Source organism: Labrenzia sp. PHM005 (genome assembly GCF_006517275.1).
Lineage (GTDB): Bacteria > Pseudomonadota > Alphaproteobacteria > Rhizobiales > Stappiaceae > Roseibium.
In genome coordinates, this window is record NZ_CP041191.1 from 1,239,242 (window position 1) to 1,252,090 (window position 12,849).

Consider the following 12,849-nt stretch of genomic DNA (forward strand, 5'->3'; position numbering starts at 1 on the left):
GACCGATACTATGAGCCGCTACGCCAGTCTTCATGCCGGGCTTCTGGCCCGCAAGGGCGAGGCCTCGCCCGCTCTGCCCTCGGCCTTTGCCGGTGCCAACTATGTCGATGCACCCGCGCCGGAACCATCGGGTCCGGGCGAACGCCGCGACGCCACCGGTGCCGACCTGCCGGCCCGGGCCGTCCTGCTGCGAAAAGCTCCCGCAATCGATGCGGCCAGAGCCCAAGCCCGTGAACCCGCACAAGCCACACCGGTTGCGGAGCCCCTCCCCGCGGACGCCGCCGACGGCGGCTGTTGTCAAGGCGCTGAGGTGACATGGCCCGCCGATCCCCATGCCGGCATGGACCGCCTGCACCGGGTCGAAGCGCGGCTGACGGCGGAACAGAAGCGCCGGCTTCTGACTGTCGCCGTACAGAGCGGGCACAGTCAGCAGCGCATCCTGTCCGATGCGCTCGACGCCTGGCTGGATGCGCTGTGCGCCGGAGACATGCAGGGATGCGCCTGTCTGAAAGCCCGCGTGCCAGCGTCACGGTGATATCATCCGCCAAGCCGGATGAGGCCTTACGCAACCAGCCCGCATGGCCGGTATGCAAATCCAGGATGCAAATGCGGCCTGCTCGCCACATTACGGGCACGATCAGCCGCCCTCCCGACCTTACCGGCAAAGCGGGCGACCGGCTGTGGTGCGTGCCCATTCAATGCATGGTTTCGACCTCCGCTTCGAGGGCGGCATTCTTGAAATGCGGACTGAAGGCGAGCGAACGGCTGCTGCCGGGCAGGACCCAGGCCTGGTCTGGCTGCGCCGAACCATCGACAATACTGCCCTGATTTGAACGGGTAGTACAGGTGGCCATCAGACAGCTCATATTTTTGAGCCCTATGTCTCACCGTCCTTCTCGCGGCAGGTATAGCCGTTTCAATATTCCAAAGTGCAAGGCTGAATGTGATTGGATGGCGGTCTGATTAAAGAAATTGCTTATTGGGGGATGTGTAACCTCAAACCTCCCTTGATCCACTAATCTACACCCCCTTTTTGTTTTATGCGGGGGTGGGAGGGGCTAGTACCAGGCGTAATTATCATCGATCATTTCAACAAATGCACCGGTCAATGTGACCCGAGCATTGGGAGGCTCATTAAACTTCTGAAGATCAGCCGCGCCGCTGTGATCCGGGCAACGAATGAGCTTGATGAACTCGGGCTGATCGAAAAGAAAAGCCATGGCGGTAAATCCCACCGTACGGCTTACTTGCCGAATTGGTCGAAATTTCGGGCTTTTGTCAAAGATTGGGATGAAGGTATGAAGTCTGGAGAGGGACCTGCATGCGAGCTTGAAACGGTCCCAGATCTGCGACCTTTAAAGTCTCAATCTTGCGATCTTGAAGGTCGCAATAATGAGATCCAAACCCATCGAAGCTGACCGTTCTGAAATGCCTCCATTTCAGCACGTCAAACTGAACAAGCGGACAGGCACCAACCGGCTCTTGAAGGGAACAAACCAACAAAGACAGCAATCCTTTCTACTTCCTCTTAAAGGTGGACGATCTCAATCCCGGTTTGAAGTTTTTAGAAAGAAAGCGCAACAACGTTGGGAGAATGACCTCATGAGACTAGGCATAGAGCGAGCCAAGGTGGTCATGGATTGGCTTACGACTGAAACAATAGAGCGGGCAACCGAAGCTGAGTTGACCAAACCGGGAGGCGGGTTGGAATTCATCCTCAGTGAAATGGGTAGTCAACAAATCAGCGCCTGACCAGGATCCTTTTAGAAAGGCCCTGTCTTACGGGGCTATTCGCGACCGCAAGACACGGACCTGCGCGCTGCAGGAATGTGTGTCAGGATCATTGTCAAGGTCATGTTCACAACAACGAACCTCTGTCTTCCAGCTCTTGGACTTCACCAAAAACTGCGCGGGTCCTTTCAGAGGCTCTCCATCCCACGGGTATATTCGCGACCGCGGGACATGGACATACGTGGTGTTTTCCGAGCACGTTAGGATGTTGATTATGTTTATTTTTCAGATGTTCATAGCATCAAGTTTGCTTGCATACGCTCACCAAAAGGAGAGCAGCAGAAATCTATTTGTCTCTTAAGGTCGCCATTTTCTTGCACCTATCTTAGGAAGTGCTCGACATAATCTTCGCCGAGACCAACCTCCGCAAAGTGTTTGCGGCACATGTCGATCTTGGTGAAGACGTCTTCATAACCGAGAACTTCACCGTAGGGGTCGACGTAACACATGACACCGTTCACCTGGAAGAAGGTGATCATTTCTTCGACGTCTTCGGGAACAACAAGCGTGTGGGTTTCTCCTGGCGGTTCGTAGACATAACCGCCCGCCTCAGCCACCCAATCATGTTCCAGATAATGCCAGCGGCCTTTCAAGACGAAACCATGAACCGGTTGCGGGTGCCGATGGCGGGACAGAACCCCGGCCTTGCGCACCTTCAAAAGGTTCATCCAATAGCCTTGGGATCTGTTGAGGCACAGAGGGCGGAACCAGACGTTTTCCGCCTGCGGCACCCAGAGCCGGTCATCTTCCGGTATGGCGTCGGGAATGACGATTTCCTGCAAGGCGTCCTTGGGAAACGGCAGCTGGTAGGGTGTGCGCGGATCTGTATCTTTTTCTATTGGCAATTGCTTTCTCCTCAAACGGCAAGATAACCGCCATCGACCGGGTAAACCGCACCGGTGACAAAACTTGCTTCCGATGACAGCAACCATTTCACCAGGTTGCCAACTTCTTCCGGCTGTCCCCAGCGGTTTAGCGGTGTTCGGTTCATGATCGCCGAATTGCGATCCGAATTGTCACGCAGGCCTTGTGTCATTTCCGTTTCGATCCAGCCCGGTGCAATCGCGTTGACACGAATGTTGTCTGCGGCCCATTTGGCGGCAAGTGCCTTTGTCAGCTGCGCGACACCGCCCTTGGAAGCCGAATAGGCTGGAACCAAAGGGCCACCAAAGGTGCTGAGCATGGACGCGGTGTTGACAATGGCACCGCCTGATTTGCCCAAAAGCGGATGGGCGGCCAGACAACAGCGCATGGTGCCGGTCAGGTTTACCTCAAGGACCTTTTGAAAGACGTCGAGTTCGTACTCTCTGTCACGGACCAGGATGCCGGCGCAGTTGACTAGGGCGTCCAGCTTATCGATCGAGGAAAACACCTGCGCAACAGAGCTGTCATCGGTGACGTCAAGCAGACGCAAGTCGATGTCCGGGCTCCCCTTAAACTCGGCAATCTCCGTTTCCGAGACGCCAGCCGCTATGACTTTCCAGCCGGCCCGCACGAGAACTTCTGCGATACCAGCGCCGATACCCCGCGTCCCGCCCGTGATCAAAACAGTTTTGGTCATGTTAATGCCATCTCCCGGTAGGCTGCCACAAAGGCTTGCGCACGCTTGGCAATATTATTCACCGAGTAGCTTGGCTTATATAGTGCTGAGCCGAGGCCGAAACTGTTGGAACCTGCTTTGAAATAGCTCTCCATTGTTTCCGGCGTTATGCCCCCGACCGCAGCAACGATTGCGTCTTTTGGAAGAACAGCGCGCATGGCTGCAATTGCCTTGGGTGGAACCAGTTCAGCTGGAAAAAATTTCAAGACGGATGCGCCAATTTCCAAGGCATCGAAGGCCTCGGTCGGAGACAAGACGCCCGGACACCATTTGGCACCCAGCTCCACGGCTCTTTCTCCAACGGTGGGCTTCATGTTCGGAGCAACAATGATTTTCCCGCCGGCATCAACGACCGCATCCACGTTGCCCGGTGTCAGTACAGTCCCTGCTCCAATGACAATCCGGTCGCCATATTTCTTGGCGATCAGCGAAATTGACGTAAGCGGATCCGGAGAATTGAGCGGAACCTCAATGATCCGGAACCCCGCATCAACGAGCGCGTCGGCAACATCCAGCGCCTGTTCGGGCGCCAGGCCGCGCAGGATCGCGATCATTGGATTGTCGGATATGGCCTCTTCCCACAAATTCATGAAATCAATCCTGCAGATTTTGCGATCAAGAAATGACCGCGAGCGACAATATTGTCCGGTGCCCTGCGGCTGCTGATGCCAGCGACGGCCAGTGCGATCTCATAACGGTCCGCCAGATCACCTCTGCCCACAATCGTCACCTGCTGATCGGCATCGACTTCTCTTGCTGCATATTTGACTTCAGCACCAATCAGCATGCCGGAAAGGTAATCGGCCGACATGTCCTCGGAGATCTTTCCAAAAAGCGGCATGGTCCGCACATGGAAAAGTTCATGCAGCAGATTGTCCCCTGATGTCAGGCCCGCCTGAACACCCAAGCGGAAACCGACCTCATTGAAAGGGCCGTCTTCCATCAGAGTGCCGAGGATGGTGTGCGACTTCAGCGTGCCGAAGAGCTCCCCGGTCATATAGGTCATATAGTCGTCGATCCGGTCACCGGTGACCGTGATCCACTTGTTGTGGGTGCCTGGCATGACATAAACGCCATCACCAAGTCCGGCGGCGGACGCCCCGACGATCTGAGTTTCCTCGCCGCGCATGACATCAGGAGCGCCATTGTGCTCGGTCGTCATGCCGGTAACGAAACACAGTTGGACGCCTTTGGACGTTTCGAACGGCACCAGGGCGCTGGCGAGATCATCGGGCCCAGAGGGGACATTTACATAAGGCGTCTCAAGCCAGCCGTTGCGGCTAGTGATCATACCGGATGCGATGACCGGCAAGGATCTGGTGGCGGTCCATGGCTGGATAAGGTCGTGGAAGACCGAGTCAAAATCCCGGTCTTCCACGTGCATGATCCCCTGGGAGGTGGAAATCACATCCAAAACTTCGCCATCAGAGCCGATCAGAAAGGCACGGAGTGAAGAGGTTCCCCAATCCATGCCGATCAAGACAGGATCAGATGCGGCCGAATTCATTGAGAAGGTCCTCGACGGTTTTGCCTTGGGCAACCCACTTACGGGTTTCCTCTTCGCGGTCAGCCTGCTCCTGAGCGAGCTTGACGATTTCCTCGGCCTTGGCCAGCGGGATGACGGTGACACCCATCAGGTCCGCAACGATAAAGTCGCCTGGGTTGACCACAACACCGCCGCAAGCGATCGGCACATTGATGGACAGTTCTTCTTTGCGGCCGGAGAACATGGTGTGCGTACCACGCGGGGTGATCGCACGGGTCCAGATCGGCCAGTTGATGTCTTCCAGCTCGTCCGTGTCGCGGCCCGCACCGTCAACGATCATTGCGCGGATGCCGCGGTTTTGGGCCAGACCGCCCATCAGGCCACCACACACAGATGTGTTCACGTCGCCGCCAGCGTCAACCACGATGACATCGCCCGGGTGCCCCATTTCAAGCGCCTTGAGCGGGTCGACGAGATCGCCCTTGGACAACTGAACCGTGATCGCCTGTCCGGTGACTTTTGCCTTGAAAGCAGGTTTGATGCCGCTGTCCATGACGCCAGTTCGGTACTGAACGTCAGCGAAAATGGCCGTTGCGGAGTAAGCCTGGATGACCTTGTCGAATTTTTCCAGAAGGTCTGGACGGCGTTCAAAGTCGTTGAATTCTTTAAGCATTACTAGTCAGTCCTAGGGTTAAGCAGATTGCTTGAGAGCGTCTGCGTTCACCGGGTAATCCGGCGTTTGTTTTGTGAGAACTTTGGCAACTTGTGTTGCTGCGGTGGTGCGGGCCGCCAGGATTGACTCCTCGGAGTAGTAAGCCGAATGCGGGGTCACCATGACGTTTGGCAGGGTAAAGAGCGGATTGTCAGCAGGGTTCCAGTTCACCCGCTTTGCCGGTTCTTCTTCCGGGTCATCCAGACCGGCTGCGGCGAGGTCGCCATCCGTTAGAGCACGGTACAGCGCTGCATTGTCGACAGTTGGACCACGGCCGGTATTCACCAGAATTGCCCCCGGTTTCATGGCAGTAAACTCTGCATCAGACAGGAAGTGGCGCGTTTCCGGCGTCATCGGCGCCTGCATCAGGATGTAGTCGCTGCGTTTCAAAAGCTCGTCTTTGGAAACCAGCTCGACCCCATGCTCTTTTGCAATTGCTTCTGGAAGGAACGGGTCATAGGCAATGACTTTCGCACCGAAGGCCTGGGCCCGGTGTGCAATTGCCTGACCTATTTTTCCAAAAGACACGACACCCATCGTGCGGCCGCGGACACGGTTCACCGGTTGCCCGCTCTGCCAGCGCCAAATGCCCTGATGGGTTGCACGATCATAATCCGGCAGCTTCCGGGCCAGCGTGAGCCAGAGCGCGATGGCATGATCAGCAACTTCTTCGGTGCAATAGTCCAGAACGTTGGTCACGAGAATGTTGCGCTGTGTTGCCGCCTCGACGTCAACAATGTCGACGCCAACGCCGTAGCGGGCGATCACTTCGCATTTTTCCATGCGCGAAATCGTGTCACGTCCGACCCGCGCATACTGGTTGATCATGGCAGCGCAGTCGCGCGCGGCTTCAAAGAGGTCTTCCTCTTTCTTGCTCTGGAGGCCGATGACTTCGGCCCCCACAGCTTCCAGGATTTCCCGCTCAACGTCGATGTCACCGAAATCATAGTCGGTGATTACGACTTTGGGCCGGTCATCCCGCCAGAATTTGCCGAGCGTATTAGACATACGCGCCAGCCGAGTAAGTCAGTTCATAAGAATGGCTGTAGAGTTCGAAGATGTTGCCGAATGGATCTTCCATGTAGACCATCCGGTACGGCTTTTCGTCCGGGTAGTATTTGCGGACCTGGTTCATGCGCTGCTTGCCGCCAAGTTCCTCGATGATCTTGACACGCTCTTCCAGATTCTCGTCCTGAACACAGAAATGGAACAGGCCGCGGCGCCAGTATTCGAAGGGACGCTCTTCCTCGACCGTGTTGGGGAATTCGAACAACTCGATCCCGACACCGTCACCCATGGCAAGGTGCGCGATCCGGAAAGAACCCCAGCCTTCGCCAAAGACGTCGTCGCACATTTGACCGATCGCGCTTTCATCGTGCTTGATCTCGGTTGGTGGCATGATGACGTAAAGGCCAAAGGCTTTAGAATAGAATTCGACGGCCTTTTCCAGGTCGGGAACGGTGATGCCGATGTGGGAGAAGGTAAGTGCAGGCATGGTTTGCTCCGTTTATTTCAGTGTTAGAGAATGCTTCTGATGATGCCGCCTTCGATGCGGTACCCCGCGCCGTTTGCAGCTTTTGAGGACGCGACAAAAGCAATCATCCGGGCGACTTCGTCCGGTTCGATAAAGCGCTGGATGAGGGATGTCGGTTCGTCATTCTTGAAATAGTTCGAGACGATCTCGTCGATCGGCTCAGACTTTTGTTCGGCAAGGCCTTCAAAATAGCTTTGAACACCTTCCGTCCAGGTTGGGCCAGGCAGGACCGAGTTCACCCGGACGCCTGTCCCTTTGGTCAATTCCGCAAGGCCGCGCGTGAGGCCAAGCATCGCTGTCTTGGTGACAGAGTAGTGAACCATTTGGGGAAGAGGTTTGACTGCAGCTTCGCTGGCCAAGTTCACAACTGCTCCGGCATTGCGGGACAGCATATCCGGCAAGACTCTCCGCGCCAGGCGAACGGCGCTCAACACATTGATGTTGAAGTAGGAGAGCCACTCATCGTCGGTCAGGTCTTCGAATGGTTTGACCGAAAAGATCCCGACATTATTGACCAAAACATCAATCGAACCTTCCGCGGTGGCAAAGTCGTACAAGGCTTCGGCGTCCGGCGTTTTGGAAAGGTCAGCAGCAAAGCCGTTGACTTTTCCAAAGGGTTCCAAATCCGCAACACAGGACGCAACTTCCGCCTCCGTCAGACCATTGACGATGACTTCAGCCCCGTCTTGCAAGAACGCCTTGGCGGTTGCTTTGCCGATACCGGCACCAGAACCTGTGACAAGAATACGTTTGTTTTTGAGATCGAGATCCATTGGCCGGCTCTTACTGATTGACTTGCGGAAAAGAGAACAGGCAGCGGATCCGGCTGGAGAGTTCATTGCGCCACATGTCGACACCGACCGCCGCTAGAATAATCACACCGAGCACGATGTTCTGAACGGAGGTCGGAACAGCATTGAGGTTCAGGGCGTTTTGAACCACTACGATGGTTAGGGCGCCGATCAAAGTTGCCAGCACATTGCCGCGCCCCCCTGCCAAAGAAGCGCCACCAACAACGGCTGCCGCAATGGCCTGAAGCTCCAGGGTCTGGCCGTAGTTGGGAGATCCGGAATTTAGGCGGGCAGCCATCAGGATGGCGCCAACCGCCGTCATGAAGCCTGCAATAGCAAAGGCGTAGGTCTGAACGCGTTTAACGTTGATCCCAGAAAGGGCAGCAGCCGAAGGATTGCCGCCAATGGCGTATATCTCGCGGCCAAGCTTGGAGTAATTCATGAGAATGGCGGCAAGGCCAAAGAAGAACACCAGATAATAGAACGGCAGTGGAATACCCAGGAACGAACCGTAAAACAGTGGTTCCAGATTCGGATCGAGCGAAAACACGGGCGATCCATTGTTGAACATCAAAGCCAAACCGCGGAAGGCTATTAACCCGGCAAGTGTGGTGATGAACGACGGAATTCTGAGGTAAGCGCTCAAAACACCATTGAGAAGGCCGAAGGCAACACCGCAGCCCAGGACCATCACTATGGCGATTGGAAGCGGAAGCCCGAGAAACTTCAAGAATTCCGCCAAGATCAAGGTGAGAAGCGCCACCATTGAGCCGGAGCTTAGGTCGATGCCTGCGGTGATGATGACTACAGTTGCGCCGATCGCAATCAAAGCGACGATGCTAACCTGCAAGGCGAGGTTCGACAGGTTCCCTGGATTTAGGAAGCGGTCTGTCGTCAAGGCTACAAGCAAGACGACGGTTATCAGAGCGAAGAGAGGCCCGAGCAGCTGGGCGTCGAAAATACGTTTCATGCCGCTGTCTCCTGAATTTCAATAGAGTTCTGGTCAGATGAGGCCTTGACGAGATCGGCGTGCGTCAAGTTGGCGGCATCTGAGATAGCTGTGACTTGTCCATGGTGAACCGTTGCAATGCGGTCGCTCATTGCGAGCAATTCGTCATGGTCGGAACTGATCAAAATGATCGACTTGCCTTGAGCAGTGAGGTCATTGATCAACCGGTAAACGGCGAGCTTTGCACCAACGTCGATGCCCTGAGTTGGTTCATCGAAGATCAAAATGTCAGCGTCCGAAAACAGCCAGCGGGCGAGAATGACTTTTTGCTGGTTACCGCCGGACAGAAGAGCGATTGATTTGCTGTCGGCTTGCTTTGAAATCTCCAGGTCCCGAATGTAGTCTGTGGTGACCTGAGCTTCGCGTGGAAGGTCAAGAAACCCGGCCTTGGTGATCTTTCCAAGCCCTGCGGTCGTGACATTTCCACCTGCAAAGAAGTTCGGGAAGAGGCCGTCGAATTTCCGATTTTCAGAAACCAGGGCCATGCCTGCTTTGATGGCGTCTTTCGGGCTCCTGATTTTGACCCTTTTGCCGTGAATCAGAACTTCTCCGGCGGTCAATCGGTCAACCCCGAAAAGGCCGAGCGCAATTTCCGTCCGGCCGGAACCTAGCACTCCGCCCAGCCCCAAGACTTCGCCAACGCGCACCGAAAAGCTTGCGCCGTTTACACCGCGGTCGGTCGAAAGGTCCTTGGCTTCGAGGATGATTTCCTCGCGGGAATTGTTGATCTTCGGATAGTGTTCTTCGACATCCTCGCCGATCATCGCTGCAACAATATCGCCGACGGTTACTTCTGTTTCTCCGCTGGCGCGCACGACCTTGCCGCCACGCAGAATGGTGACTTCATCGACAATCCGTTCAACTTCATCTAGGCGGTGGGAGACATAAAGGATCGCACACCCACGCTCGCGCATACGGCGTAAAAGCTTGTGAAGGTGATCGATTTCCGGCAAGCCAAGAGCGGCGGTCGGCTCGTCCAAAATGATCATCTTCGCGTCGGAGGCCAATGCCTTTGCGATCTCTACAAGCTGCTGCTGAGCAACCGATAGGTCGCCCGTTATTTGCTCCGGATCGAGATTAACATCCATGTCCTCCAAGACCGCTCGTGTCTCGCTGTACATGGTTTGCCAATCGACTGTTCCTAGAGCTGTTTTTGGGAGCCGCCCCAGGAAAATGTTTTCGGCTACCGTCAGTGAGGGAACGATAGAGAATTCTTGAAAGACGGTGGCAATACCTTTTGCCCGGGCGTCGATGGGGCTGTGCAACTGGACTTGGCTGCCTTTGCACAGGATACGGCCGGTGTCCGGTTGCTGGACGCCGGACAGCATTTTGATCAAGGTCGACTTGCCACAACCGTTTTCTCCAAGCAGGCCGTGGATTGATCCTTCAAAGAGTTTGAGCGAGATGCGGTCATTGGCGAGGACGCCTGGATATTGTTTGACCAGGTCGACCACTTCCCAAAGAGGCTGTGATTTTCGTTCTTTAGCAGTCATCGCTTTGGCCTGTCTTGGTGGCTTTCGCTTGTCTGTCGAGAACCGGCGGCGCAATCAGCGCCACCGGGCAGAGCAGGTCTCAGTACTCTTTTGACGGTTTCGGGTAGAGGCTGTCCGGGTCCTGCAAAAGATCCAGCACATTGGTCTCGTCTGTAATCATGGTTGAGGTCTGAACGAACCCGCCAGGGAATTCACCCTTCAAGGTATCGAGGGTCACTTCCAATGCGATCTCGCCCATGATGAACGGCAGCGTATTTACGGTTGCTTTGATCTTGCCGTTGCTGATCTCTTCGAGAGCGGCTGTATCGCCGTCGTTGCCGAGAAGGATAAGATCGGATTTTCCAAGCGCCTTGGACGCAAGAGCCGCGCCCATGATCATGTAGTCATTAGCTGCAAAAAGAACGTCGACATCCGGGTTTGCCTGAAGCAAATCCATTCCGGCGATATTACCGCCCTCAACATTCCACCCACCTGCGATAGAGGCAACAACTTCAATGTTTTTTGAGGTTTCAATACCGTCAAGGAAGCCGCCGACACGCTCGGTAGAGTGATAGCCGGGCTGGCCCTCAATCACCCCAACTTTTAGCGGGCTGCCTCCGGACATTTCACTTAGATATTTGCCAATCTGGCGGGTGCCTTCCCGTTGCGAATAACCGACCACGCCGTGAACGGGAGTCGGGAAGTCCGCGATATCGGAATTGACAATGACAACTGCGATACCTTTTTCCACTGCACGCGAAACAAGCGGAGCTGCTGCGGCTTCATCGTGCGTCGACAGGATGATGGCATCAACATCTTGCGTGATGACATCCTGGATCATGCCCATCTGACCGTTGATGTCTGCGCCTGATTGTGGGGCCAGCATAAACACTTCGATGTCTTCACTTTCAGCGGCTGCTTTGATGCCTTCCCCGATGGCGATGTAGTAGTTGAATTCTGTTGCCGGCGGCATATAGGCAATACGCAAGTCACCGTCGTTTTTCAGATCGGCGATTGAGGCCTGAGATCCGTCTTTCATAGGGACCGGATCTTTGTAGGCCGCAGACCATGCAACGGACGCTGACATGCTTAGCGCAAGCGTTGCAGATAGAATTTTGGAATTGGTTTTCATTTCTTTTCCTCCAGGTAGTTTCATCCGGAAAAAGGCGCATCCTCAACGCCATTCACTCCGGGTTTGACGGCAAAAAGACCGCCGGATGCCGGCTCGCGGTCCAGGACATCCTGCGGGCTTGCCAAGCGAGAAGTTGTGATAAAGAGCGTGTCGAGATTTTCGCCGCCAAAGGCGCAGCAGGTCGGCTTCCAGACCGGGACTTCGAATACGCGATCGATTGTTCCATCCGGCGCAATGCGGATGACCCGCCGCCCTTCCCATTCGGCATTCCAGACCCCACCCTCTGCATCGACGCAAGAGCCGTCCGGCAGACCGGGCTCACCGCTCATGTCGCAGTGAAGCGACATTGGACCAAGCGAACCATCAGTGACATTGTACGGGTAGGCTCGGATCGTTTTTTCCGGTGTGTCGGTGAAGTACATGGTGCTGCCATCGACACTGAAGCAGGTCGAATTGGCGCACGACACACCTTCGATGATGGGGGTGACAGTGAGATCGTGATCAATGCGCAGAACAGTTGAATTGGCATCGCCTGTGCCTTCGTTCATGCCACCTACGATAAGCCTGCCCTGACGGTCCGTTCGGCCATCGTTCAAGCGGGTGTTGGGATTGTCCGGCTCAAAATCATGGATGGTGTCCAGAGCGCCTTTGTCCAGATCGAACAAAACTATGGACTGAGCGAATGCCACGATCAGCCCCCCGTTTTTGCGAGGAGCAAAACAGGCAACGCGGCTTGGCATGGAGTGGTTCTTTGCATCTCCGGAAATCGGGTCGTACGACAACAGCATTTCGCCATGGATGTCTGTCCACCATAGACGCTTGTCCTGCGGGTTCCAGAAAACACCCTCACCGTGATGGTTTTTGCAATCGAGCACCAACTCGGCCTGCATTGCGATTTACCTCCCAGAATTCGCAACTGCGGTGACACCTACTCAAGCATCATCCATTTTCTTTGGCATCTGATATACCAGATTTGGTATTTGAGCAAGCTCCGATTTTTCTCCAGCGGATAATTCAAAGTAATTTGATGTTTGAAAATCCGAACGCAACAGGCGGCGACTCCTAATAAACAATTGTAATAATTATTGAATATAGCCACCACGTTTAGAGGCGCAGTTTGAGTCCTGTTCAGAAATAAATATATACTGCGCCGTAAAAAGAATAATATTTCCGCGTTACTGTATCAGTTTTTCTTTCCTTGAAAAAATTACAAGTTTACAAATAACAATTGTTTTATAGCCCGCGACATCAGAGAAAAAACGGAGTAATATCAGTAACATTCAAGTTTTTACATAAGAGCTCACATATTTTCGATTGACATC

The 12,849-nt window shown here is 54.7% G+C and carries 16 protein-coding genes; 3 read left to right on the plus strand and 13 right to left on the minus strand.

Annotation, left to right across the window (positions count from 1 at the left end):
* Positions 1-10 precede the first annotated feature (10 nt).
* Both FJ695_RS05550 and FJ695_RS27950 read left to right on the plus strand, forming a co-directional pair.
* A complete protein-coding gene (locus tag FJ695_RS05550; RefSeq protein WP_141184515.1) occupies positions 11-535 on the plus strand; it encodes a hypothetical protein in 525 nt (174 codons plus the stop codon).
* 43 nt (positions 536-578) lie between these two features.
* Positions 579-833 carry a hypothetical protein gene (locus FJ695_RS27950; RefSeq protein ID WP_168206269.1) on the plus strand — a complete coding sequence of 85 codons (255 nt, stop codon included), beginning with the start codon at positions 579-581 and terminating at the stop codon, positions 831-833.
* A gap of 225 nt (positions 834-1,058) precedes the next feature.
* Here FJ695_RS27950 and FJ695_RS27955 read toward each other — a convergent pair whose 3' ends face one another.
* Complete coding sequence (locus tag FJ695_RS27955) at positions 1,059-1,220, minus strand: hypothetical protein (protein ID WP_168206270.1); 162 nt, start codon at positions 1,218-1,220, stop codon at positions 1,059-1,061.
* A gap of 172 nt (positions 1,221-1,392) precedes the next feature.
* Here FJ695_RS27955 and FJ695_RS05555 point away from each other — a divergent pair, with 172 nt between their 5' ends.
* Entirely contained in the window at positions 1,393-1,752 is a 360-nt protein-coding gene (locus FJ695_RS05555) for a hypothetical protein (RefSeq protein WP_141184516.1), read from the plus strand.
* Positions 1,753-2,111: 359 nt separating this feature from the next.
* On the opposite strand, the gene FJ695_RS05560 is transcribed toward FJ695_RS05555, so the two are convergent.
* From FJ695_RS05560 to FJ695_RS05615, 12 genes are all read right to left on the minus strand, one after another.
* Positions 2,112-2,636, minus strand: coding sequence for a 2,4'-dihydroxyacetophenone dioxygenase family protein (locus tag FJ695_RS05560; RefSeq protein ID WP_371708974.1), 525 nt, complete (start codon positions 2,634-2,636; stop codon positions 2,112-2,114).
* An 11-nt stretch (positions 2,637-2,647) separates the two neighbouring features.
* Positions 2,648-3,352 (minus strand): SDR family NAD(P)-dependent oxidoreductase, encoded by a 705-nt coding sequence (locus tag FJ695_RS05565; protein WP_141184518.1) that lies wholly within the window; start codon positions 3,350-3,352, stop codon positions 2,648-2,650.
* The gene (locus FJ695_RS05570) at positions 3,349-3,981 is read right to left on the minus strand and encodes a 2-dehydro-3-deoxy-6-phosphogalactonate aldolase (RefSeq protein WP_141184519.1); all 633 of its coding nucleotides are present in this window, start codon (positions 3,979-3,981) and stop codon (positions 3,349-3,351) included. The genes FJ695_RS05565 and FJ695_RS05570 overlap by 4 nt, the downstream gene beginning before the upstream one ends.
* A complete protein-coding gene (locus tag FJ695_RS05575) occupies positions 3,978-4,898 on the minus strand; it encodes a 2-dehydro-3-deoxygalactonokinase (RefSeq protein WP_141184520.1) in 921 nt (306 codons plus the stop codon). Before FJ695_RS05575 ends, FJ695_RS05570 begins: the two co-directional genes overlap by 4 nt.
* Positions 4,879-5,550 (minus strand): RraA family protein, encoded by a 672-nt coding sequence (locus FJ695_RS05580; protein ID WP_141184521.1) that lies wholly within the window; start codon positions 5,548-5,550, stop codon positions 4,879-4,881. The genes FJ695_RS05575 and FJ695_RS05580 overlap by 20 nt, the downstream gene beginning before the upstream one ends.
* Before the next feature lie 18 nt (positions 5,551-5,568).
* The gene (locus FJ695_RS05585; protein ID WP_141184522.1) at positions 5,569-6,597 is read right to left on the minus strand and encodes a C-terminal binding protein; all 1,029 of its coding nucleotides are present in this window, start codon (positions 6,595-6,597) and stop codon (positions 5,569-5,571) included.
* Positions 6,590-7,084 carry a lactoylglutathione lyase family protein gene (locus FJ695_RS05590; protein WP_141184523.1) on the minus strand — a complete coding sequence of 165 codons (495 nt, stop codon included), beginning with the start codon at positions 7,082-7,084 and terminating at the stop codon, positions 6,590-6,592. Before FJ695_RS05590 ends, FJ695_RS05585 begins: the two co-directional genes overlap by 8 nt.
* A gap of 23 nt (positions 7,085-7,107) precedes the next feature.
* Complete coding sequence (locus FJ695_RS05595) at positions 7,108-7,896, minus strand: SDR family NAD(P)-dependent oxidoreductase (protein WP_141184524.1); 789 nt, start codon at positions 7,894-7,896, stop codon at positions 7,108-7,110.
* A gap of 10 nt (positions 7,897-7,906) precedes the next feature.
* Positions 7,907-8,884: an ABC transporter permease gene (locus FJ695_RS05600; protein ID WP_141184525.1), complete on the minus strand. Its 978-nt coding sequence runs from the start codon at positions 8,882-8,884 to the stop codon at positions 7,907-7,909.
* The gene (locus tag FJ695_RS05605; protein WP_141184526.1) at positions 8,881-10,416 is read right to left on the minus strand and encodes a sugar ABC transporter ATP-binding protein; all 1,536 of its coding nucleotides are present in this window, start codon (positions 10,414-10,416) and stop codon (positions 8,881-8,883) included. Before FJ695_RS05605 ends, FJ695_RS05600 begins: the two co-directional genes overlap by 4 nt.
* A gap of 79 nt (positions 10,417-10,495) precedes the next feature.
* Positions 10,496-11,527 (minus strand): sugar ABC transporter substrate-binding protein, encoded by a 1,032-nt coding sequence (locus tag FJ695_RS05610; RefSeq protein ID WP_141184527.1) that lies wholly within the window; start codon positions 11,525-11,527, stop codon positions 10,496-10,498.
* A 20-nt stretch (positions 11,528-11,547) separates the two neighbouring features.
* A complete protein-coding gene (locus tag FJ695_RS05615) occupies positions 11,548-12,417 on the minus strand; it encodes an SMP-30/gluconolactonase/LRE family protein (protein WP_141184528.1) in 870 nt (289 codons plus the stop codon).
* Between the last annotated feature and the right edge of the window lie 432 nt (positions 12,418-12,849).

What these genes read in the sequence shown, in the direction of transcription:
- FJ695_RS05550 (WP_141184515.1), top strand. Translation starts at nt 11, where the DNA reads ATGAGCCGCTACGCCAGTCTTCATGCCGGGCTTCTGGCCCGCAAGGGC.
- FJ695_RS27950 (WP_168206269.1), top strand. Translation starts at nt 579, where the DNA reads ATGGCCGGTATGCAAATCCAGGATGCAAATGCGGCCTGCTCGCCACAT.
- FJ695_RS27955 (WP_168206270.1), bottom strand. Translation starts at nt 1,220, where the DNA reads ATGGCTTTTCTTTTCGATCAGCCCGAGTTCATCAAGCTCATTCGTTGC.
- FJ695_RS05555 (WP_141184516.1), top strand. Translation starts at nt 1,393, where the DNA reads ATGAGATCCAAACCCATCGAAGCTGACCGTTCTGAAATGCCTCCATTT.
- FJ695_RS05565 (WP_141184518.1), bottom strand. Translation starts at nt 3,352, where the DNA reads ATGACCAAAACTGTTTTGATCACGGGCGGGACGCGGGGTATCGGCGCT.
- FJ695_RS05570 (WP_141184519.1), bottom strand. Translation starts at nt 3,981, where the DNA reads ATGAATTTGTGGGAAGAGGCCATATCCGACAATCCAATGATCGCGATC.
- FJ695_RS05575 (WP_141184520.1), bottom strand. Translation starts at nt 4,898, where the DNA reads ATGAATTCGGCCGCATCTGATCCTGTCTTGATCGGCATGGATTGGGGA.
- FJ695_RS05580 (WP_141184521.1), bottom strand. Translation starts at nt 5,550, where the DNA reads ATGCTTAAAGAATTCAACGACTTTGAACGCCGTCCAGACCTTCTGGAA.
- FJ695_RS05585 (WP_141184522.1), bottom strand. Translation starts at nt 6,597, where the DNA reads ATGTCTAATACGCTCGGCAAATTCTGGCGGGATGACCGGCCCAAAGTC.
- FJ695_RS05590 (WP_141184523.1), bottom strand. Translation starts at nt 7,084, where the DNA reads ATGCCTGCACTTACCTTCTCCCACATCGGCATCACCGTTCCCGACCTG.
- FJ695_RS05595 (WP_141184524.1), bottom strand. Translation starts at nt 7,896, where the DNA reads ATGGATCTCGATCTCAAAAACAAACGTATTCTTGTCACAGGTTCTGGT.
- FJ695_RS05600 (WP_141184525.1), bottom strand. Translation starts at nt 8,884, where the DNA reads ATGAAACGTATTTTCGACGCCCAGCTGCTCGGGCCTCTCTTCGCTCTG.
- FJ695_RS05605 (WP_141184526.1), bottom strand. Translation starts at nt 10,416, where the DNA reads ATGACTGCTAAAGAACGAAAATCACAGCCTCTTTGGGAAGTGGTCGAC.
- FJ695_RS05610 (WP_141184527.1), bottom strand. Translation starts at nt 11,527, where the DNA reads ATGAAAACCAATTCCAAAATTCTATCTGCAACGCTTGCGCTAAGCATG.
- FJ695_RS05615 (WP_141184528.1), bottom strand. Translation starts at nt 12,417, where the DNA reads ATGCAGGCCGAGTTGGTGCTCGATTGCAAAAACCATCACGGTGAGGGT.